The sequence below is a fragment of the Streptomyces sp. NPDC028711 genome (genome assembly GCF_055565415.1).
The window spans coordinates 51298-71263 of the sequence record NZ_JBVHUJ010000014.1 but is presented as its reverse complement, the minus strand read 5'-3'; the positions used below and the strand labels follow the sequence as shown (position 1 = coordinate 71263).

Genomic DNA, 19966 nt, shown 5'->3' with positions numbered 1-19966 from the left:
ACATGACCAAGGCAATCAGCGTCGCCGGACTCCACAAGTCCTTCGGGCGGACGCACGCGCTCGACGACCTCGACCTCACCGTCGAGACCGGCGAGGTCCACGGCTTCCTCGGCCCCAACGGCGCCGGGAAGTCCACCACCATCCGCGTCCTCCTCGGCCTCCTGCGCCCCGACTCCGGAGCCGCCCGGGTCCTCGGCGGGGACCCCTGGCAGGACGCCGTCGCACTGCACCGCCGGATCGCGTACGTCCCCGGGGACGTGACCCTCTGGCGCAACCTCTCCGGCGGCGAGGTCATCGACCTGTACGGCAGGCTCCGGGGCGGCCTCGACAGGGCCAGGCGCGCCGAGCTGATCGAACGCTTCGAGCTCGACCCCACCAAGAAGGGCCGCACCTACTCCAAGGGCAACCGCCAGAAGGTCGCCCTCGTCGCCGCCTTCGCCTCCGACGCCGACCTCTTCGTCCTCGACGAGCCCACCAGCGGCCTCGACCCGCTGATGGAGGAGGTCTTCCAGAGCTGCGTCGAGGAGGCCCGCGACCGGGGCCGGACGGTCCTCCTGTCCAGTCACATCCTCAGCGAGGTCGAGAGCCTCTGCGACCGGGTCAGCATCGTCCGCAAGGGCCGGACCGTGGAGTCCGGCTCGCTCGCGGAGCTGCGGCACCTGACCCGTACCAGCGTCACCGCCGAACTCGCCGCCCCGCCCAACGGCCTCGCCCACCTCCCCGGCGTCCACGACGTCTCCGTGACCGGCCTGCGCGTGCGGCTCCAGGTCGACACCGACAAGCTCGACGCCGTCCTGCGCGCCCTGACCGCCTCGGGCGTACGGAGCCTGACGAGCACCCCGCCGACCCTGGAGGAGCTGTTCCTCCGGCACTACGCCACGGAAGAGGCCGCGTCATGAGCACGGTCACGCTCACCGGCACCGGGGCGCTCACCCGGCTCGCCCTCCGCCGCGACCGGCTGATGATCCCGCTCTGGGCCCTCGTCACCGGCGGCATGGTCGCGAGCGGCGCGGGCTCCCTCGAAGGCCTGTACGGCACGGCCGTCGAACGGGCCGAGGTCGCCGCGTCCATGACCGCCAACAGCTCCATGCGCGCGCTCTACGGGCCCGTCTTCGACGACTCCGTCGGCGGACTCGTCGCCTGGCGGTTCAGCACCTTCGCCGTCGTCCTCGCCGCCGTCGCCAGCCTGATCGTGGTCGTCCGGCACACCCGCGAGGAGGAGGAGACCGGCCGCCAGGAGATGCTCTCCGCCGGCGCGGTCGGCCGCCGGGCGCCGCTCACCGCCGCCCTCCTCGCCGCACTCCTCCTCAACACCGCCGTCGCCCTCCTCATCACGGCGGGCCTCGCCGGACAGGGCACGGCGGGGGCGCTCGCCCTCGGCCTCGCCGTCGGCGGCACCGGCATGCTCTTCGCGACGACGGCCGCGCTCGCCGCCCAGCTGACCGAGAGCGCCCGCCTCGCCAAGGGCCTCACCGCCGCCGTCCTCGGCCTCGCGTTCGTCCTGCGGGCCGCGGGCGACGCCGGAACCGCCGACGGCGGCTCCCTCCTGACCTGGCTCTCGCCGATCGGCTGGGCCGAGAACGTCCGCGCCTTCGCCGGTGAACGCTGGGCGGTGCTGCTCCTGATCGCCGCGGCCGTCGTGGTCCAGACGGCGGCGGCGTACGCGCTGACCGGCCGCCGGGACGTCGGCGCGAGCTTTCTCGCGACCCGGCCGGGTCCCGCCGAGGGGCGGCTCGGGACGGCGGGGGCGCTCGCCCGGCGGCTCCAGCGCGGCACGGTGCTCGGCTGGTCGCTGGGCTTCCTGCTCGGCGGGCTCGTCTTCGGCGGGATGGTCGAGGGCGCGGCGGACCTCGTCGGCGACAACGAGCAGGCCCGCGAGATCTTCGAGCGGATGGGCGGCCAGAGCGCCCTCACGGACGCCTTCCTCGCCACGATGGTGTCGCTGTTCGGCATGATCGCGGCTCTCTTCGCGGTCGGTTCGGTGCTCCGGGCGCACGGCGAGGAGACCTCGGGCCGGGCCGAACCGCTCCTCGCGAACGCGCTCGGCCGGCTCCGCTGGGCGGCCGGCCACCTGCTGATCGCGTTCGGCGGTCCTGTCCTGATCCTGGTCCTCAGCGGCCTCGGCCTCGCCCTCTCCTACGGCCAGGACCTCGGCCCCATCCTGGGCTCGGCCCTGATCCAGCTCCCCGCCGTGTGGGCGCTCGCGGGCCTCGCGGTCCTGCTCTGGGGCGCCGCCCCGAAGGCCGCGAGCGCCGCATGGGGCGTGGCGGGCCTCTGTCTGGCCCTCGGCTGGATCGGCCCGGCCCTCGGCCTGCCGCAGGCGGTCCTAAACCTCTCCCCGTTCGCCCACCTCCCGAAGCTCCCGGGCCAGGAGCTGTCGTGGCCCCCGGTCCTGCTCCTGACGGCCGTGGCGGCGGCCCTGGTGGCGGCGGGCCTCGCGGGGCTGCGGCGCCGGGACCTGCTGACCTGAACCGCCGTTCAGACCTCCACCAACAGCTCCTCGAAGCCCCGGATCACGTACCCCGGCTTCCGTACCGGCTCGGCCACGAGCCTCAGCCCCGGCGCCTGCCTCAGCAACTCGCCGAACACGGCGGTCAGTTCGAGGCGGGCGAGCGGGGCGCCCAGGCAGTAGTGGATGCCGGCGCCGAAGGTGATGTGCGGGTTGTCGGCGCGGGTCAGGTCGAGTGCGTCGGCCGTCGGGCCGAAGCGGGCGGGGTCACGGTTGGCCGAGCCGAGGAGCAGGGCGACCTCGGAGCCGCGCGGGATGGTCACGCCGCCGACCTCGATGTCGTCGAGGACCCAGCGCTCGAACATCTGGAGCGGGGTGTCGTAGCGCAGAAGTTCATCCACAGCTGTGGACAACTTTTCGGGATCCGGACGGACGCCCTCCTTCAGCAGGGTCCACCAGCCGGTGACCGTGGTGTTCACGGTGGCCTCGTGGCCCGCGTTGAGGAGCAGGACGCAGGTGGAGATCATCTCCTGTTCGGTGAGCTCCTCCACCGCGATCAGCGACGACACGAGATCGTCCCCCGGCTCCCGCCGCCGCCGGGCGATCAGCTCCCGCAGATAGTCCGAGAACTCGATCGAGGCCTCCACCGCACGCCGGGCCGTCTCCTCCGACGGATTCAGCTCGAACATCCCGCAGATCGCCGCCGACCAGGGCCGCAGCCGCCCCCGCTCCTCGTCCCCCTCCGGCACGCCCAGCATCTCGGCGATCACCGCGACCGGCAGCGGCTCCGCGACCAGGGCCTGGAGGTCACCGCCGCCCGCCGCCACCAGATCGCCGACGAGCCCCGCGGCGAGCCGCCGTACCGTCGGCGCCAGGTTCTCCACCGTCCGCGGCGTGAACGCCTTCGAGACGAGCCGCCGGATCCGGGTGTGGTCGGCCGCCTCCAGATCGAGCAGCCCGTGGTCGTTGAGCGTGTGGAAGGGCTCGTACGCGGCGGCCGGAGGCTCCTGCCCGAACTCCTCGTGCGTGAAGCGATGGGTGTACGTACGGCCCAGGCGCCGGTCCCGGAGCAGCGCCGACACGTCCTCGTGGTGCGGGATCAGCCACTGGCGGGTCGGGCCGTGCCAGTGGGCGCGGCCCGCCGCCCGCAGCTCGGCGTACGCGGGGTAGGGGTCGGCGACGAAATCGGGCGACCAGGGGTCGTACACAGCGTCCAGAGCGTCCATGTACGGACGCTACCGCCGCCGGGCGGCTCAGCCCCCGACCCGCACCAGACCCGCCTCGTACGCGAACACCGCCGCCTGCGTGCGGTCGCGCAGCGCCAGCTTCACCAGGATCCGGCTCACATGCGTCTTGATCGTGGACTCGGCGACGACGAGGTGCTCGGCGATCTCGGCGTTCGACAGGCCCTGCGCGATGAGGACGAGGACCTCCGTCTCCCGCTCCGTCAGCTCCCCGATCCGTGCCATCGCCGGCGCCCGCGGAGAACTCCCCGGTGCCTTCGCGAACTCCGTGATCAGCCGCTTCGTGACGGTCGGCGCGAGCAGCGCCTCGCCCGCCGCGACCACCCGCACGCCGTCCGCGAGCTGCCGGGCCGAGGCGTCCTTGAGCAGGAAGCCGGAGGCCCCGGCGCGCAGCGCCTGGTACACGTACTCGTCCAGGTCGAAGGTGGTCAGGACGAGCACCTTCGCGTCCGCGTCGGCGGCGACGATCTCGCGGGTGGCGTCGATGCCGTTCAGCTCGGGCATCCGGATGTCCATGAGCACCACGTCGGGGCGGAGGGCGGCGACCTGGGCGACGGCCTCCCGGCCGTTGACCGCCTCCCCGACGACCTCGATGTCCGGCATCGCGCCGAGCAGCACGGAGAAGCCCTCGCGGACCATCATCTGGTCGTCGACGATCAGCACCTTGATGCTCATTCCGCGCTCTCCTCACGGCCGACGGTCTCCTCACGGCGTACGGGGATGAACGCCGCCACCTCGTAGCCGCCGTCCGGGGTCGCCTCGGCCGTCATCTCCCCGCCGAGCATCGTCACCCGCTCCCGCATGCCGGTGATGCCGTGCCCGGCCCCGGGCGAGGGCTTGACCAGGCCGCGCGCCGGGCCGTTGGCGATCCTCAGCCCGAGGCCGCCGAGGACATGGCTGACCTCGACCTTCGCCGCCGCGCCCGGCGCGTGCCGCAGCACGTTCGACAGGGCCTCCTGGACGATCCGGTACGCGGAGAGCTCCACGCCCTGCGGCAGTTCCCGTACGGCGCCGGTCACCGTCTTCTCGACGACGAGCCCGGCCTCGGCGACGTTGCGGACGAGCGCGTCCAGGTCGGCGAGGGTCGGCTGCGGGGCGTCGGGCGCCTCGTAGTCCTCGGCCCGTACGACACCGAGGATGCGGCGCAGCTCGGTCAGGGCGGCGACGGCGTTCTCCCGGATGGTGAGGAAGGCCTGCTCCAGCTCGGGCGGCGGGTTCTCCACCCGGTAGGGGGCGGCCTCCGCCTGGATCGCGACCACCGACATGTGGTGGGCGACGACGTCGTGCAGCTCGCGGGCGATGGTGGTGCGCTCCTCCAGGACGGTCCGCTTGGAGATCTCCTGGGCGGTGACGGTCTGCTGGGCGGTGACCTCACGGGTGGCCTGGCGGCGGACCTGGATCATGGAGACGGTGAGCAGGGCGAGGGCGGCGACGAACAGCAGCGGGACCGAGTCGGAGCTGCGGCCTATCCCGAGGAACATCTCGGCGAAGAGCGCGTAGGCCGCCGTTCCCGCCCACATCCATCCGGCGGTACGGGGTCCGGTGCGGGCGGCGACCACGGTGAGGACGATCAGATGGGCGGCGAACGAGTTCTCCGTCCAGGGCCAGCCGCCCCAGTACCCGCCGATGAACGCCAGGAACGGCGTCGAGCACAGCGAGGCCCAGTAGGCCAGGACCGGCCGGATCAGCGTGGCCAGCACCACGACGGGCGGAACGAGGGAGAACACGAGCGCCGTCGGCCCGAAGGCGCCGTCGATCCGCTCGGCCCCCAGCAGGAAGACGATGAAGGCGAGGAAGGCGACGGTCGCGTGCGGCAGCAGGCCGAGATGGACGCGTATCCGCTCCGGCAGCCGGCGCGTGGGCCCGCTGTTCACGTCCATCCGCGGCAGCGGCCGGTAGGCGAAGGCGTCGTGGAAGAGTTCCTGGCGCAGCCCGCCGAGAGCCACCTGCACCAGGCGGAACTCGGGGCTGCGGCTCGTCGTCCCGGAGGACTGTGTCTGGGTCACGCGAACCACGGTACGGGCGCCGGCGAGACGGGGTCGTCCCGCTGGATGCGGATCCTGCGGCGTCCCCCCTGAGTACTAGGAGTCCTAGAAGGCCAGCTGGGCGATCTCCTCCGCCACCACCGCGCACGCGTCCGCCGCCGGGTCGATCAGAGGGAAGTGGCCGACGCCCTCCAGGAGCGTGAGGCCGGCCTCCTCGCCGGCCTTCGCCGACGCCTCCGCGTACGCCTCGGCGACGAGGTGCGGCACGTCGACGTCCTCGCGGCCCTGCACGAGGGTTGTCGCGATCCCGGTCGGGAGGAGGACGGCCGGGTCGGCGAAGGCGGCCCTCGCCGCGTACTCGGTCTCCCCGCCGAGCAGTTCGGTGACCGCGCCGCCGCACACCCCGAGCGCGACCGCCGTCGCGAAGTGGGCGATGGGGGCGAGGGCGACGACTCCGCGCAGCGCGGGCGGTGCGGGCAGTCGCCAGGGCGAGCCGGCGGGCAGGACGTGCCGGGCGGCGGCCCAGAGGGCGAGCTGGCCGCCCGCCGAGTGGCCGGTGAGCACGATCCGGCCGGTGTCGGCCTGCGGAAGGTGCGCGGCGGCGAGCCCGGGGACGGCGTCGAGGGCGGCGGCCACGTCGTCGAAGGTCTCGGGCCAGCGTCCGGCGACGGGGGCGGCACCACCCTGTCGGGGGATGTCGCTGCCGCGCCGGTACTCGACGTTCGCCACGGCGAAGCCCCGGCGGGCCAGGAAGTCCACGAAAGGGGTCAGGTGCTGCCGGTCGTACGGTGCCCGCCAGGCGCCGCCGTGCAGGGCGACGACGAGCGGCGCCCTGGTGCGGCCGTCGCGCGGCGCGTAGAAGTCGATCACCTGGTCCGGGTGGTCGCCGTACACGGCGGAGGCGTCCGGGGCGACGGCCGGGTGGGCGAAGGCGGACGCCTCTTCGGCGGCGGCGCGCGCGGCGGGGTCCGGCATGCTGTTCCAACCTCTCGGATACGAGGCCGAATTGGCCTGACCTGCGGGGACGGTACCAGCACCGGTGCCCCCGCAGATCAGGCGATCATCGGATCAGCCTCCGAGGACGTCCGCCAGGGTCCGCGCCGCCCGCTCCGCGTCCGCGAAGCCGACGTAGAGCGGCGTGAAGCCGAACCGCAGCACGTCCGGGCGGCGGAGGTCGCCCACGACCCCGCGCTCGATCAGCTCCGCCATGACGGCGGGGGCGGTCTCGCAGGCCAGGGCGATCTGGCTGCCGCGCTCCTCGCGCGCCTCGGGGGTCACCGACCGGACGCTGCCCTCGGGCACGTACGCGCGCACGCACTCCAGGAAGAAGTCGGTGAGCGCGAGGGACTTGGCCCGTACGTCCTCGATCGCGACCCCGTCCCAGACGTCGAGCGCCGACTCGAGGGCGAGCAGGGAGAGGATGTCGGGCGTCCCGACCCGGCCCCGCAGGGCGCCGGGGGCCGCCGCGTACCCGGGCGTCATCGCGAACGGGTCGGCGTGCGAGTTCCAGCCGGGCAGCGGCGAGTCGAAGGCGGCCTGGTGGCGCTCGGCGACGTACAGGTAGGCCGGCGAACCGGGCCCGCCGTTCAGGTACTTGTACGTGCAGCCGACGGCCAGGTCGACCCCGTGGGCGTCCAGGCCGACGGGCAGGGCGCCCGCGCTGTGGCACAGGTCCCAGACGGCGAGCGCGCCCGCCTCGTGGAGCGCCGCCGTGATGCCGGGCAGGTCGTGCAGCCGGCCGGAGCGGTAGTCGACGTGGTTGACGAGCGCGGCCGCGGTACGCGGTCCGGCCGCGCCGGGCATCCCCGCCGGATCGACGGGCACGATCCGGTGACCCGTCATCCGTGCCGCTGACTCCGCGATGTACCCGTCCGTGGGAAAGGTCGTCGCGTCGACGAGGATCTCGTCCCGGTCGTCCCCGCTCAGCCGGGCCGCCGCGACGACCGCCTTGAAGACGTTCACGCTGGTCGAGTCGCCGACCACGATCTGTCCCGGGGCGGCGCCGACGATCGGCGCGATCCGGTCGCCGATCCGCTCGGGCGCGGTCCACCAGCCGGACTCGTCCCAGGAGCGGATGCGCAGCTCGCCCCACTCGCGGGTGATGACGTCGGCCATGCGGGCGGGGACGTGGGCGGGCAGCGCGCCGAGGGAGTTGCCGTCGAGGTAGACGGTGTCCTCGTCGAGGGCGAACCTCTCGCGGTGCCCGGCGAGGTCGTCGGCCGCGTCGAGAGCGCGGGCCCTGTCCTTGAGGAGGTCAGACATGGCTGCGCGCCGTCCAGAGCTCGGGGAACACGTTCTTCTGGGCCCGCTTCTCCAGCCAGGCGACGCCGGCCGAACCGCCGGTGCCGGTCTTCGCGCCCATCGCCCGGCGGGTCGCCACGAGGTGGTCGTTGCGCCAGCGCCAGACCAGTTCGGCGACGTCGCTCAGGGCCTCGCCGAGCCGGACGAGCTCACCGCTCTGGTCGGGGTCGGCGTAGATCCCGGCCCAGATCGCCTCGACCTCGGGGGACGACTCGTACCGCTGCGCCAGGTCGCGGCCGAGGACGGCCTGCGGCACGGGCAGGCCGCGCCGGGCGAGCAGTCCGAGGACCTCGTCGTACAGGCTGGGCTCGTGGAGCGCCTTCTCCAGCTCGGCGTGGACGCGGGGCGCGCCCCGGTGCGGGACGAGCATGGACGCGGACTTCTCGCCGAGCAGGAACTCCATCCGCCGGTACATCGCGGACTGAAAGCCGGAGCCCTCGCCGAGCGCGGACCGGTAGGCGTTGAACTGGGCGGGGGTGAGCTGGGCGAGCGGCCGCCAGGAGTGGTTGAGCGCCTCCAGCTCGCGTACGGAGCGCTTGAGCGCGTCCATGGCGACGGGGACGCGGTCCTCGCGCAGGGCGCGGCTCGCGGTCTCCCACTCGTGGACGATCACCGTGAACCACAGCTCCATGACCTGGGTGGTGACCAGGAAGACCATCTCGCCGGGGTCGTCCGAGCGGAGGTGCTGGAGGTGGGTGAGGACGTCCGCCTGGACGTAGTCCTCGTACGGCGTGGTGCCGGCGAAGTCGAGGTTCGGGGCGTCGGCGACCGAACCGGCTCCGGCGTCGGGAGCAGCCGGGAAGGGTGACATTTCTGTCTCCTCGATACGAACTACCGGGTAGCGGTCTGCTCCACCGTGTCCACGTCGTTCCGTGTGGCACGGGAGCCCCGGTCCCCTCGGGACGCGCGCTTGGTCGCGCGTCGTCCCAACCGCATCATGACACGATCGGCCCGGTGATGTAGGTCCCGTCTTCGTCATACGGAAATGCGTTCGACCGGCAGCCGTTGAGGCCCTTGATCTGCTGCATCATCGCGGGCGCGAGCTTGCCGGGGCCGCCGCAGTCCATGTGCTGCCGGATGCCGATCTCGTGCCCGACCTCGTGGTTGATGATCAGATGCCGGTACTCCGTGGCCGGCCCCGCGAAGGTCGGCGAGCCGAGCATCCACCGCTTGAGGTTCACCACGACGCCGTCGGTGGTCTCGCAGTTCAGCTCGCCGCGGGTGTTCAGGCCCTGCCGGAGGCAGAGCGCGTCGGCCGTGTCCGGGGTGGCGATCCGGATGACGAAGTCGGCGTTCTCGGAGACGAGCTGGAACCGGCCCCGGCCGTGCGCGGCCCAGCCGCGCGGATGCGCCAGGATCCCCTGGATCTCGGCGGCCGTCTCGCTCGCCGACAGCTCGATGCCGTCCTCGACCTGGACCCGGTAGCGGCGCAGGACACCGCTGTCGCCGACCGGCTCGCCCGAGGCCCTCGCCGTCGTGAAGGTCCCGCTGCCGGACTGCGGCACGGTGGTCTTCTTCGGCGTGGGCTTCGGCTTCGCCGAGGCCGTCGGCCTGGGTTTCGGCTTCGTCGTGGTGGGCCGGGGCTTCGGCGCGGCGGTGGTCGTGGCCGGAGGCTCGGTCGCCGGGTCCGGCGCGGTGGCGGCGGGCGGAGCCGCCGTGTCGTCCGTCGCCGGGCCGTTGAAGTGGGCGAGGGCGACGCCCGCGCCGAGCGCGACCGTCATCAGGACCAGGGTCGGAAGAGCCAGCCGGCGCACGGGGCCGCGTCTGCTTCTGCCCCTCCGCCGGCTCGGCGCTCGTCGCCGTCCTGCGGGTGCGGCACGCTTTCCCACGACAGACTTCCCCCCATGTGAGTACTGCGTCGAGTACTGCGGTCCCCCCGGCGATCGTACCGACCACGTCGAACGCCCTTTCCCCGCTCCGGAGGAAAGGGCGTGCGACGGGCAGGGGGAAACGTCAGCCGAGCGTCTCCGCAGCGGTTTCCGAGGAGTCCCGCAGGAAGGTCGTGCAGCGCTCGTACTCGTCCTTCTCACCGATCTCGCCGGCGGCGCGGGCGAGGGAGTGCAGCGCGCGGAGGAAGCCGCGGTTCGGCTCGTGCTCCCACGGCACCGGGCCGTGGCCCTTCCAGCCGTTGCGGCGCAGCGCGTCGAGGCCGCGGTGGTAGCCGGTACGGGCGTAGGCGTACGACTCGACGACCGAGCCGCGCTCGTACGCGTCGTCGGCGAGCTGGGCCCAGGCGAGCGAGGAGGTCGGGTACTTCGCGGCGACGTCCGCCGGCGCGGTCCCGTTCGCGAGCAGCTCGCGCGGGCCCGGGTCGTCCGGCAGGTGGGTGGGGGCCGGTCCCCCCAGGAGGTTCTCGTGGATGGCCATGGGCCCCAGTCTGCCTCAGTCCCGCGGCCCGGACGGCCGGGTGCCGGCGTCGCGTTCACCCGGGTCCAGCGGTGGGGACGTCACCCCGCAGTGCATCCGGCACTCCGGGTGGCAGGCCGCCCCGGGCGCCGGGACGCGCATCGTCGTCCAGGCGAGCACCGCACCCGCCACCAGGATCCCGGCGCACATCGGCATCGCCCGCCGGAACGTCTCCCCGAACTCCTCCGCCGAGCGGTACGACTCCGGCCCCATCCCGGCCAGCATCGGCAGCGCGGCCACCGCGAGCAGCCCGGCCGCCCGCGCCGCCGCGTTGTTGATGCCGCTCGCGAGACCCGCCCTGGCCACGTCCACGGAGGCGAGCACGGTCGCGGTCAGCGGCGCGACAAGCGCCGTCATGCCGAACCCGAGCACCAGAAGCGCGGGCAGCACGTCCCGTACGTACGAGGCGTCCTCACCGACCCGGAGCATCAGGAGCATGCCCGCGGCGCACAGCAGCGGCCCCACCGTGAGCGGGATCCGGGGCCCGATCCGCTCCCCCAGCTCCCCGGACTTCGCCGAGAGCAGCAGCATCAGGACGGTCGTCGGCAGCAGGGCCGTACCCGCGCCGAGGGCCGAGTAGCCGGAGACCACCTGGAGCTGGAGGGCCGCCAGGAAGAAGAAGCCGCTGAAGGCCGCGTACACACAGAGCGTGACCAGGTTGACGGCGGTGAAGATCCGGGAGGAGAAGATCGACGGCGGCGCCATCGCCGCACCGCCGCGCCGCCGCTCCACCGCCACGAACCCGGCGCCGATCACCACGCCGGCCGCCCCCGCCCACCAGGCCTCGCCGATCAGCGCGTACGTCACGAAGGCGAGCGCCGCCGCGCCCAGGACCGCGCCGAGCACGTCGAAGCGGCCGTGCGCGGTCTCGTCCCGCGACTCGGGCACGTGCCGGAGGGCGACCGGTACGCAGAGGGCGGCGAGCGGCACGTTCAGGAGGAACACCCACCGCCAGCCCGGCCCGTCCACCAGCCAGCCACCGACGAACGGCCCGATCGCCGCGCCCACCCCGCCGAAACCCGACCAGAGGCCGACCGCCCTCGCCCGGTCGTCCTCGTGGAAACTCGCCTGGATCAGCGCGAGCGACCCGGGCGTGAGCAGCGCCCCGCCCACGCCCTGGAGGGCGCGGGCGGCGATGAGGACCCCGGCGTTCGGGGCGAGCCCGCAGAGCAGCGAGGCGAGCGCGAACCACACGACCCCGATCACGAAGACCCGGCGCCGCCCGTACCGGTCGCCGAGCGCCCCGCCGAGCAGGATCAGCCCGGCGAGGGTCAGCATGTAGGCGTTGACCGTCCACTGGAGGGCGCCGAGGTCGGCGTCGAGGTCCGCGCCGATGTGCGGCAGCGCGACATTGACGACGGTGGAGTCGAGCAGCGCCATCCCGGACCCGAGGACGGTCGTGAGCACGATCCACCGGCCGGTCCCGGAGCTCAGCCGGATGTCCATGCCTGCCATGGTCCCCGCGCGGGCGTCCCCCCGCACCCGCGCCCGGTCAGGCCTTCCGCAGCCTGTTCGCCGCGCGGATCAGTGCGTCCACGCCCCGCTCGGCCTTCGCACGCGGGCAGCCCACGTTCAGCCGGACGAAGCCCGGCGTGCCGTACACCCCGCCCGGCATGATCGCGACCTTCTCCACCGCCACCAGCTCCTCCTGGAGCCTGGCCTCCTCGATGCCGAGCGGCCGCAGGTCGATCCAGGCCAGGTAGCCGGCCTCCGGCGGCGTCCAGTCGACCTCCGGGAGGCCGTCCGCGAGGCGCTCCCGGACGAGGCCCATCGTGCCCGCGACGTACGCGCGCAGCTCGTCCAGCCAGGCCGCGCCCTGCCGGTACGCGGCGATGTGGGCGGTCAGGGAGAGCACGGCCGGCGAGGCCAGGCCCTCGCCGGTCTCCATCCGCCGGATGAAGGCCTCCCGCTCGTCGGGGTCGCCGATCAGCCCGTACGAGCCGGAGAGCGCCGGAAAGTTGAAGGCCTTCGTGCCCGAGGTGACGAGGGCCCAGCGGCGGCCCCGGCCGGGCTCCGCGATCCGGGTCCACGGGATGTGGCGGTGGCCGTCCCTGGTCAGATCGGCGTGGATCTCGTCGCTGACGACGGCCGCGCCATGACGCTCGGCAAGCCGGGCGAAGGCGGTGAGCTCCTCCTCCGTCCACACCCGCCCGGTCGGGTTGTGCGGGGAGCAGAGCAGCAGCATCCGGCTGTCCGGGCGGGCCAGCTCGCGTTCCAGGGCGTCGCGGTCCCCCAGCGGGACGCCGCGCAGCTCGCGTCCGAGGCCGGTGACGGCCTTGCGGAAGCCGTCGTACGTGGGGGTGTGCACGACGACGCCGTCGCCGGGCTCCGTCCACATCCGCAGGAGCTGGGAGAGCTGGCTGAGCACCGAGGGCGCGTACACGAGCGAGCCGGGGTCGATCTCGGTGGCGTACCGGCTCGCGTACCAGTGCCGGATCGCCTCCCGGAACGGGCCGAGCCGCCAGTCCGTGTAGCCGAAGACCCCGTGATCGACGCGCTCGCGCAGGGCGGCGAGCACCTCCGGCGGGGAGGCGAAGTCCATGTCGGAGATCGTGAAGGGCAGCAGGTCGGGCTCGCCGAAGCGGTCCGCTATCCCGTCCCACTGCACCGACCAGGTGCCGTGCCGGTCTGTCTCCTGGTCGAAGTCGTACGTCACCGACAGCCTCCTCCGGACATGACGAGGGCCCGGCGCCCCCACGCCAGAGTGGAGGTGCCGGGCCCGTCGTACAACGCTTACTTCAGCTTCGTGCCGGTCGAGCGCAGCGCCGCGCACGCCTCGGTGACACGGACGGCCATGCCGGCCTCGGCCAGCTTGCCCCAGGTGCGCGGGTCGTAGGTCGACTTGATGCCGACCTCGCCGTCGACCTTGAGGACACCGTCGTAGTTCTTGAACATGTGGTTCGCCACCGGACGCGTGAAGGCGTACTGGGTGTCGGTGTCGAGGTTCATCTTCACGACGCCGTTCTCAAGCGCGGTGGCGATCTCCTCGGCCGTGGAGCCCGAGCCGCCGTGGAAGACGAAGTCGAACGGGGAGGCCTTGCCGTACTTCTCGGCGACGCCCGCCTGGAGGTCCTTGAGCAGCTCGGGGCGGAGCACGACGTTGCCCGGCTTGTAGACGCCGTGCACGTTGCCGAAGGAGGCGGCAAGCAGGTAGCGCCCCTTCTCGCCCAGGCCGAGGGCCTCGGCGGTACGGAGGGCGTCGTCGACCGTGGTGTACAGCTCGTCGTTGATCTCGTGGCTGACGCCGTCCTCCTCGCCACCGGTCGGGGTGATCTCGACCTCGAGGATGATCTTGGCGGCGGCGGCCTTGGCGAGCAGCTCCTGGCCGATGGCCAGGTTGTCGGCCAGGGTCTCGGCGGAGCCGTCCCACATGTGCGACTGGAACAGCGGGTCGCGACCGGCCTTGACGCGCTCGGCGGAGACGTCGAGCAGCGGACGGACGTAGCCGTCCAGCTTGTCCTTCGGGCAGTGGTCGGTGTGCAGCGCGACCGTGATGTCGTACTTCGCGGCGACGATGTGCGCGAACTCGGCCAGGGCGACGGCGCCCGTGACCATGTCCTTGTTGTACTGGCCGCCCAGGAACTCGGCTCCGCCGGTCGAGATCTGGATGATGCCGTCGCTCTCGGCCTCCGCGAAGCCGCGCAGAGCAGCGTGCAGGGTCTGGGACGAGGTCACGTTGATGGCCGGGTAGGCGAACTTGCCTGCCTTCGCCCGGTCGAGCATCTCGTTGTAGACCTCGGGGGTTGCGATGGGCATTCGTCCGCTCCTTGTGATGTGCGGGGTGTGTGCTGTTGCTGTCCCTGACCTGGGGGCGACGTCATCGTCGCCCCCATCCTTCCAGACTCTTGTGCCGGCTCCCACGGGCACGGCACGACAAGGGGCGGGGTGTTTCACGTGAAACACCCCGCCCTTTGGCAAATATGCAGGTCAGGCCGGTTCTCAACCGGCCCGGGCCCTACGTCACGACTTCGCGGCGGTTACGCCAGGCCGAGATCGCCCAGCCGGTAGCCGGTGAGGTACGTCAGTCCCGCCTCGGCGATGGCGTCGGCGGCGCCCCGGTCCACGATCGTGGCCACGGCGACGACCTCGCCGCCGGCCTCACGGACGGCCTCGACGGCGGTCAGCGGCGAACCGCCGGTGGTCGAGGTGTCCTCGACGACGAGGCAGCGACGGCCCTTGACGTCCGTGCCCTCGATCCGGCGCTGCATCCCGTGGGCTTTCTGCGCCTTCCGTACGACGAAGGCGTCGAGGCGCTGTCCGCGCGCGGCGGAGGCGTGCAGCATCGAGGTCGCGACCGGGTCGGCGCCCAGGGTCAGACCGCCGACGCAGTCGAAGTCCAGGTCGGCCGTGAGGTCGAGCATCACCTGACCCACCATGGGCGCGGCCTCGCCGTCCAGCGTGATCCGGCGCAGGTCGATGTAGTAGTCGGCTTCCAGACCCGAGGAGAGGGTCACCTTGCCGTGCACCACGGCCTTGTCCTTGATCTGCTGGAGCAGCTCAGCGCGTACGTCAGTCATGGTCAGCAGCTTAAGCGGAGCCCACTCAAGGTCGCCGCCAGCTCCACGTGCTCTCGACCTCCAGCGGGTCGATCGGGGTGACCAGGCGCGGGTGGGTGTTGAGGCCGTTCGGCGGGCCGGACTGCGGCTCGACGCAGACGGCCTCCTCGGGCTCGTCGTAGATCACGACCCACTCTGCGCGGCTGCTGACCTTCAGCTCCAGCTCCTCCGGCCAGGTGAGGGTGACGTCGACGCCCTCGGGCATGCCGAAGCAGTCGTCCCAGGGGCCGGGCAGGGGGTCGATCCTGCGCCCGGTCGGGAGGTGGTCGTCACCGCGCTCCTCCTGCCAGGCGGCGGTGAAGTCGATCCGCACGTCCTCGCCGCCCTTGCCGAGGTTCCGCAGGAACCAGGGGTGCCAGCCGGCCTGCGCCGGGAAGGAGGCGTCGTACGTCTCGACCCCGAAGCGGAGGGTGAGGGCGTCCTCGGCCAGCTCGAAGACCTGGGTCACCGTGCCCTTGTACGGCCACGGGTCGCCGAGCTCGCAGGTGAAGACGGCCTCGGTCGTGGAGGTCCTGACGGTCTTCCAGGCCAGGTCGCGGACGGTGCCGTGGATGGCGTGCGGGGCCGCGTTGACCGGCAGCTGATGGGTGGTCGCCCCGTTGCGGAAGCGGCCGTTCTCGGTCCGCCCGCACCAGGGCACCATCGGGAAGCTCCCGTACCGCTCACCCTGGCGCAGCACCTCGGTCCCACCGATGCGCAGGCTCTCGATCCGGCAGCCGTTCTCGGGGTTGATGGTCAACTCGGCGTCGCCCGCCGTCAGTCGCGTCTGCATGCTCACGCCCCGACCCTAATCGTGCGAGACCTCGAACGGGGCCGACCCTGCGAGGGCGGGTCTCAGCGGCGTCGGCGCAAGGCCCTGCCGACGACGACGGCGGAGGCGAGCGCGAGGGCCGCGGCCGGGGCGATCCAGCGCAGGGTGGCGCCGGCGCTCGACGCCTCGGGCGCGGGAACGGGCGCGTACCGGCCGCGCGGCGGGGCGTGGTCGACCTCCTCGGCGCTCCGCCCGATCATCGTCCGGCGGGCGTGGGCGGCCTCGGCGGCGGGCTGCGGGGCGGGGAAGGCGATGGGGGTGTCGCCGAAGTCCTCGTCCAGGAGGGGGTCGAGGGAGGGCGGCGGGACGGGCGTGTCGAAGACGGAACTCCGGCGGGGCTCCTCGACACCGTCGTCGACGCCGTCGTCGTCGGTGTCGGCGGCGGAGTCGGTGTCCGCGTCGGCGTCGGCGTCGGCGTCGGCGGAGCCGTTCAACCCGGGCCCGGGCCCGGGCGCGGAGGCGGCGGCCGACCCGGCTGCCTCCTCCGACGGCTTCTCCGGCAGCTCCTCCGCGGGCTCCTGTTCCGACTCCTCCGCCAGGGACGCGAGCGCCTCCACGAACTTGTCGAGCAGCCGCGCGCCCGTCGATGACCGTGCCTCGTCCGTCGCCTCGGCCAGCCGGCCGGTGGCCGTCAGGGCGCCGCTGAAGCTCAGGCTGGTGCCCTCGGCCACCGGAGTGAGGACGACGGTGAGCGACAGCTCCGCCGAACCCTTGCCCCGGGCCTCGGCGCCCTGGCCCTCATAAGTGATGGCACCGTCGCGCTCGACGACCTTCAGGGCGCCGCGGTAGGTGATGGTGTTGCCACCGACCCGCACCTTGAGCCGGCCCGTGAGGGGGCCCGCCTCCGCGTCGGCGTCGCGCTGGAGGCCGGGTACGCAGCGCACCACCCGGCTCGGGTCCGTGAGCGTCGTGCGCAGGACCTCGGCCTGGACCGGTACGAACACCTCATGCTCCATGGAAGCCGAGCCTACTCAGACCGGGCCGCGACGTCGCCTGTTTGGCACCGCGCCCCCGCCCGCGCCTCCACCGACGCCCCCGCCTCCCCCCGCCCGCGCCCTCCACCGACCCCCCTGCCGTCGACGCTCACACCCCGCCGTACCGCGGATGCACCAGGGTCGAGGGCGGCAGCTCCGCTTCCCGGGTGCGCTCGGCTCGCCGGGCCGCGGCCTCCAGGGTGGACTCGCCGAGCGACCGCAGGCGGGGCGCGTCGGCGGCGAGGCCGAGGGCCGGCGGGCGGCCGCCCGGGACGGCGAGCAGGAAGCCCCAGTCGCCCGGGCCCTGCCCCGTACCGCTGGACCGGTCGGCGCGGTCGGGTCCCGCCGCGAAACCGGGGGTGCGGCCGCTCGCGCTGTACGGGCGGGTGGCGAACGCGGCGGCGCGGAGGGTGGCGTCCACGGTCCAGAAGGTGCGGGGCCGGTCGGTCACGGACCCGGCGTGCACGACGAACCGCCCGGAGCGGGTGAGGACCTGGCCCACGAGCCCGTAGAACTCCTGCGCGTACAACTTGGTGCTGGGCGTGATTCCGGGGTCGGGCAGATCGGAGATCACCACGTCGTACCGTTCCTGCAGATGCGCGACGGCACCGCGGAGCCAGTGGAAGGCGTCCGCGTGGACGACCCGGACGCGCGGGTCACGGAACGCCTGCGCGTTGAGCGTGGCGAGCGCCGGGTCCGTACGGGCGAGACGGACGACGCCCGGGTCGATCTCGACGACGGTGACGGCCCGCACCCCCGGGTAGCGCAGCACCTCGCGGGCGGCCATGCCGTCCCCGCCGCCGACGATCAGCACGCGGCTGTGCACGCCGTTCATCGCGGGGTGGACGAGCGCCTCGTGGTAGCGGTACTCGTCCTGCCCGGCGACCCGCAGGCGCCCGTCGAGGAACAGGTCGGGCGGGCCCTCGCGGCCTCCCGTCAGCACCACTTCCTGGAACTCGGTGTGGACGGCGACCCGCACCCGCTCCCCGTACACGGCCCGGCGCGCGGCCTGTTCGAAGTCGTCGACGAGGACGGTCGCCGTGGCGAGGACGGCGAGGACGGACACGTTCACGGCCACGAGGAGGGCTCTGGAGCGGGCGGTGAGGTCGCGACGGAACACCCAGAGGACGAGGCCGCCGCCCGCCACCGCGTTCACCGCGCCGGTGACGAGCGCGCCGGTGAGCTGGCCGAGCCAGGGCAGCAGCAGGAAGGGAAACGCGAGGCCGCCGACGAGCGCGCCGACGTAGTCGGCGGCGAAGAGGTCGGCGACCGTCCCGGCGGCGTCGTCCTGGTCCCCGGGCGGGGCCTGCCGTCCCGAACGGCCGGACCGGCCCGTGCGCGCGGCGCGCCCGGCGGTCCCGCCCGGCCCGGAGGACCGCTGTATCAGCGACATCAGGAGGGGGATCTCCGCGCCGATGAGCACCCCGATGGCGAGCGAGAACGCCACCACCACGTACCGCGATTCGCCGAGCCAGGCGAAGGCCGCGTACAGCACCATCGCCGAGCAGCCGCCGATGAGCGCGAGCCCGGCCTCGACCAGGCCGAAGCCGACGGCGGCGCGGCAGCGCAGCCGCTTGGCGAGGAGCGAGCCCACGCCCATGGCGAAGACCATCACGGAGAGCACGACGGAGGCCTGGGTGACCGAGTCGCCGATCAAGTACGAGGCGAGCGCGACCAGTTCGAGTTCGTAGACCAGGCCGCAGGCGGCGCAGACGAAGACCACCGCGAGGACCGGGAACCGCACCGTCTCGCGCGGCGGCTCGGGCCGCCGCACGGGCGCCCGCCGCACCCTCTCGGGTGGCATGGTCACGGTCGGCTCGATCATGGCCGTAACGCTACGTCACAATTCTTCCACCCTTTGTCACCCACACGAGTGCACCTGGGGCTCCCGGAGGGCGTATCAGAGCGTTGCGGGCATACGTGCGCCGATACGTGTCCTGGTCACCACCAACTGCCCTTCCTGCGGGTAGGCGTGCCAGGTGCGCCAGCGCACCTGGCCCTCGTGGCGCTGCGCCAGCATCGCCGTGAAGGCGTGCGGGGAGCCGGGAAAGGTCCCCGCGAGCCCGTTGGGGTGGTCCGCGACGAGGGCGAGCAACTCCTGGGCACGGCCCGCGAAGGAGCCGTGTGAGAGCGTCTCGACGCGTGCGGCGAATTCGTACTCCCATCCGCCGACGCGCTTCGAGACGCCGAGCGGGAGCGGGGTGCTGCTGCCCCGCATACAGGCGACGGTCTCCGAGCAGCTGCGGCCCTCCTCTTCGAGGAGCACCTGGTGAGAGGCGCCGAGCAGCCTCAACTGAAGGGTCGCGCCGGAGAGTTCGAGGTCGAGCACGGCGAGGGCGGGGAGCGGCTCGCGCCCGAGGGCCCAGGCCAGATCGGCCGCGCGCGTGTCGGTGTAGGAGGTTTTCAGGGTGGTGAGCATGGGTCGGCTCCGCAAACACGGTTTGGCGGGTGGGCCGGGGGCGCCCCGGAGAGGGTTCAACGGGAGTGGGGAATCGCCGGCTCGGGTCCACACACGGTCCGAGGGCTGTCTCTGTCAGGAGCGAGAGAACCACGGACGCCGAGCGACTCGCAGCGTTTTTACCCAACTTGCTGTGTTTTCCAACCCCTTCGGGGACCCCACAGTTCAATTGTTCAATCAGAATCGATCGACAAGGTCCGCCGCTTTGCCAACGACACGTGCTTACGGCGCCGTTAGCGCTCAGCTGCCGCCGCAGCCACCGCCGCAACCGGATCCGCAGGAGCTCCCGCCCGTCCCGCAGCCCCCGCTGCCCCCGCCGCCCCTGCCGCCGCCGTCGGCCCAGCTGCGGCCGCCCCTCCGCCGCCCGCCGCGCCGCGCGCCGCTGCCGCCGGCGAGGCGGTGGACGGTGGAGATCAGGCCGATGAGGATGACCACCCCGATGAAGACGATGAAGAGACTCATCTGTATTACCCCCGTTCTTCTGTGCGACGGGGATGCCCGGTCCGGCACCCCGTCAAAGCCGACTTGAGCGAGTCCAGAGCTTCAGCTGCACGAGGACGAGGAGCTGGAGCAGGAGGACGAGGACGAGGAGCACGACGAACTCGAACACGACGAACTCGAACCGGAGCAGGACGAGGACGAAGAGGAAGAGGACGACGACGAACACGAAGAGGACGAAGAGGAGGACGAGGACGACCCCGCCCACCAGCTGTCGGCGCCACGGCTGACACGCGCGGTGCCGCGGAGCGACAGCGCGACGACCCACACCACGATCGCGATCA

Annotated in this window: 20 protein-coding genes; 2 read left to right on the top strand and 18 right to left on the bottom strand. The window is 72.9% G+C overall.

The genetic code is table 11. The features are described 5' to 3' along the window. The first annotated feature begins 2 nt into the window (after nt 1-2). Nucleotides 3-899, top strand: coding sequence for an ABC transporter ATP-binding protein (locus tag ACZ4VK_RS33080; protein WP_468360417.1), 897 nt, complete (start codon nt 3-5; stop codon nt 897-899). Further along, a complete protein-coding gene (locus ACZ4VK_RS33075) occupies nt 896-2470 on the top strand; it encodes an ABC transporter permease (RefSeq protein ID WP_468360414.1) in 1575 nt (524 codons plus the stop codon). The genes ACZ4VK_RS33080 and ACZ4VK_RS33075 overlap by 4 nt, the downstream gene beginning before the upstream one ends. A gap of 8 nt (nt 2471-2478) precedes the next feature. On the opposite strand, the gene ACZ4VK_RS33070 is transcribed toward ACZ4VK_RS33075, so the two are convergent. From ACZ4VK_RS33070 to ACZ4VK_RS32985, 18 genes are all read right to left on the bottom strand, one after another. Continuing rightward, nucleotides 2479-3675, bottom strand: coding sequence for a cytochrome P450 (locus ACZ4VK_RS33070; protein WP_468360411.1), 1197 nt, complete (start codon nt 3673-3675; stop codon nt 2479-2481). A gap of 27 nt (nt 3676-3702) precedes the next feature. Then, entirely contained in the window at nt 3703-4368 is a 666-nt protein-coding gene (locus ACZ4VK_RS33065; protein ID WP_468360408.1) for a response regulator, read from the bottom strand. Then, nucleotides 4365-5708, bottom strand: coding sequence for a sensor histidine kinase (locus tag ACZ4VK_RS33060; protein ID WP_468360405.1), 1344 nt, complete (start codon nt 5706-5708; stop codon nt 4365-4367). Before ACZ4VK_RS33060 ends, ACZ4VK_RS33065 begins: the two co-directional genes overlap by 4 nt. Before the next feature lie 75 nt (nt 5709-5783). After that, nucleotides 5784-6653 carry an alpha/beta hydrolase gene (locus ACZ4VK_RS33055; RefSeq protein ID WP_468360402.1) on the bottom strand — a complete coding sequence of 290 codons (870 nt, stop codon included), beginning with the start codon at nt 6651-6653 and terminating at the stop codon, nt 5784-5786. Between the two features lie 93 nt (nt 6654-6746). Further along, nucleotides 6747-7940 carry a kynureninase gene (kynU, locus tag ACZ4VK_RS33050; RefSeq protein WP_468360399.1) on the bottom strand — a complete coding sequence of 398 codons (1194 nt, stop codon included), beginning with the start codon at nt 7938-7940 and terminating at the stop codon, nt 6747-6749. Then, entirely contained in the window at nt 7933-8790 is an 858-nt protein-coding gene (locus ACZ4VK_RS33045; protein ID WP_468360396.1) for a tryptophan 2,3-dioxygenase, read from the bottom strand. Before ACZ4VK_RS33045 ends, kynU begins: the two co-directional genes overlap by 8 nt. A gap of 124 nt (nt 8791-8914) precedes the next feature. Continuing rightward, the gene (locus ACZ4VK_RS33040; protein ID WP_468360393.1) at nt 8915-9700 is read right to left on the bottom strand and encodes a DUF3152 domain-containing protein; all 786 of its coding nucleotides are present in this window, start codon (nt 9698-9700) and stop codon (nt 8915-8917) included. A gap of 232 nt (nt 9701-9932) precedes the next feature. After that, nucleotides 9933-10346 carry a DUF3151 domain-containing protein gene (locus ACZ4VK_RS33035; protein ID WP_073811230.1) on the bottom strand — a complete coding sequence of 138 codons (414 nt, stop codon included), beginning with the start codon at nt 10344-10346 and terminating at the stop codon, nt 9933-9935. A gap of 15 nt (nt 10347-10361) precedes the next feature. Then, nucleotides 10362-11831, bottom strand: coding sequence for an MFS transporter (locus tag ACZ4VK_RS33030; protein ID WP_468360389.1), 1470 nt, complete (start codon nt 11829-11831; stop codon nt 10362-10364). Nucleotides 11832-11877: 46 nt separating this feature from the next. Further along, nucleotides 11878-13047, bottom strand: a complete 1170-nt coding sequence (locus ACZ4VK_RS33025) for a MalY/PatB family protein (protein WP_468360887.1) — start codon at nt 13045-13047, stop codon at nt 11878-11880. A 71-nt stretch (nt 13048-13118) separates the two neighbouring features. Further along, nucleotides 13119-14141 (bottom strand): class II fructose-bisphosphate aldolase, encoded by a 1023-nt coding sequence (fbaA, locus tag ACZ4VK_RS33020; RefSeq protein WP_468360386.1) that lies wholly within the window; start codon nt 14139-14141, stop codon nt 13119-13121. 221 nt (nt 14142-14362) lie between these two features. Continuing rightward, nucleotides 14363-14902 (bottom strand): orotate phosphoribosyltransferase, encoded by a 540-nt coding sequence (gene pyrE, locus ACZ4VK_RS33015; RefSeq protein WP_468360383.1) that lies wholly within the window; start codon nt 14900-14902, stop codon nt 14363-14365. 25 nt (nt 14903-14927) lie between these two features. After that, the gene (locus ACZ4VK_RS33010; RefSeq protein ID WP_468360884.1) at nt 14928-15713 is read right to left on the bottom strand and encodes an aldose epimerase family protein; all 786 of its coding nucleotides are present in this window, start codon (nt 15711-15713) and stop codon (nt 14928-14930) included. Nucleotides 15714-15775: 62 nt separating this feature from the next. Next, entirely contained in the window at nt 15776-16708 is a 933-nt protein-coding gene (locus ACZ4VK_RS33005; RefSeq protein WP_468360380.1) for an SRPBCC family protein, read from the bottom strand. Nucleotides 16709-16835: 127 nt separating this feature from the next. Beyond that, a complete protein-coding gene (locus ACZ4VK_RS33000) occupies nt 16836-18551 on the bottom strand; it encodes a polyamine aminopropyltransferase (protein WP_468360377.1) in 1716 nt (571 codons plus the stop codon). A gap of 75 nt (nt 18552-18626) precedes the next feature. Next, on the bottom strand, nt 18627-19145 hold the full coding sequence (locus ACZ4VK_RS32995; RefSeq protein WP_468360374.1) for a DUF2617 family protein: 519 nt from the start codon (nt 19143-19145) through the stop codon (nt 18627-18629). Nucleotides 19146-19424: 279 nt separating this feature from the next. Then, nucleotides 19425-19646, bottom strand: a complete 222-nt coding sequence (locus ACZ4VK_RS32990; protein ID WP_468360371.1) for a hypothetical protein — start codon at nt 19644-19646, stop codon at nt 19425-19427. A 52-nt stretch (nt 19647-19698) separates the two neighbouring features. Then, nucleotides 19699-19890, bottom strand: coding sequence for a hypothetical protein (locus tag ACZ4VK_RS32985; protein WP_468360369.1), 192 nt, complete (start codon nt 19888-19890; stop codon nt 19699-19701). Nucleotides 19891-19966 lie beyond the last annotated feature (76 nt).

What these genes read in the sequence shown, in the direction of transcription:
- ACZ4VK_RS33080 (WP_468360417.1), top strand. Translation starts at nt 3, where the DNA reads ATGACCAAGGCAATCAGCGTCGCCGGACTCCACAAGTCCTTCGGGCGG.
- ACZ4VK_RS33075 (WP_468360414.1), top strand. Translation starts at nt 896, where the DNA reads ATGAGCACGGTCACGCTCACCGGCACCGGGGCGCTCACCCGGCTCGCC.
- ACZ4VK_RS33070 (WP_468360411.1), bottom strand. Translation starts at nt 3,675, where the DNA reads ATGGACGCTCTGGACGCTGTGTACGACCCCTGGTCGCCCGATTTCGTC.
- ACZ4VK_RS33065 (WP_468360408.1), bottom strand. Translation starts at nt 4,368, where the DNA reads ATGAGCATCAAGGTGCTGATCGTCGACGACCAGATGATGGTCCGCGAG.
- ACZ4VK_RS33055 (WP_468360402.1), bottom strand. Translation starts at nt 6,653, where the DNA reads ATGCCGGACCCCGCCGCGCGCGCCGCCGCCGAAGAGGCGTCCGCCTTC.
- kynU (WP_468360399.1), bottom strand. Translation starts at nt 7,940, where the DNA reads ATGTCTGACCTCCTCAAGGACAGGGCCCGCGCTCTCGACGCGGCCGAC.
- ACZ4VK_RS33045 (WP_468360396.1), bottom strand. Translation starts at nt 8,790, where the DNA reads ATGTCACCCTTCCCGGCTGCTCCCGACGCCGGAGCCGGTTCGGTCGCC.
- ACZ4VK_RS33040 (WP_468360393.1), bottom strand. Translation starts at nt 9,700, where the DNA reads ATGACGGTCGCGCTCGGCGCGGGCGTCGCCCTCGCCCACTTCAACGGC.
- ACZ4VK_RS33035 (WP_073811230.1), bottom strand. Translation starts at nt 10,346, where the DNA reads ATGGCCATCCACGAGAACCTCCTGGGGGGACCGGCCCCCACCCACCTG.
- ACZ4VK_RS33030 (WP_468360389.1), bottom strand. Translation starts at nt 11,831, where the DNA reads ATGGACATCCGGCTGAGCTCCGGGACCGGCCGGTGGATCGTGCTCACG.
- fbaA (WP_468360386.1), bottom strand. Translation starts at nt 14,141, where the DNA reads ATGCCCATCGCAACCCCCGAGGTCTACAACGAGATGCTCGACCGGGCG.
- pyrE (WP_468360383.1), bottom strand. Translation starts at nt 14,902, where the DNA reads ATGACTGACGTACGCGCTGAGCTGCTCCAGCAGATCAAGGACAAGGCC.
- ACZ4VK_RS33010 (WP_468360884.1), bottom strand. Translation starts at nt 15,713, where the DNA reads ATGCAGACGCGACTGACGGCGGGCGACGCCGAGTTGACCATCAACCCC.
- ACZ4VK_RS33005 (WP_468360380.1), bottom strand. Translation starts at nt 16,708, where the DNA reads ATGGAGCATGAGGTGTTCGTACCGGTCCAGGCCGAGGTCCTGCGCACG.
- ACZ4VK_RS33000 (WP_468360377.1), bottom strand. Translation starts at nt 18,551, where the DNA reads ATGATCGAGCCGACCGTGACCATGCCACCCGAGAGGGTGCGGCGGGCG.
- ACZ4VK_RS32995 (WP_468360374.1), bottom strand. Translation starts at nt 19,145, where the DNA reads ATGCTCACCACCCTGAAAACCTCCTACACCGACACGCGCGCGGCCGAT.
- ACZ4VK_RS32990 (WP_468360371.1), bottom strand. Translation starts at nt 19,646, where the DNA reads ATGAGTCTCTTCATCGTCTTCATCGGGGTGGTCATCCTCATCGGCCTG.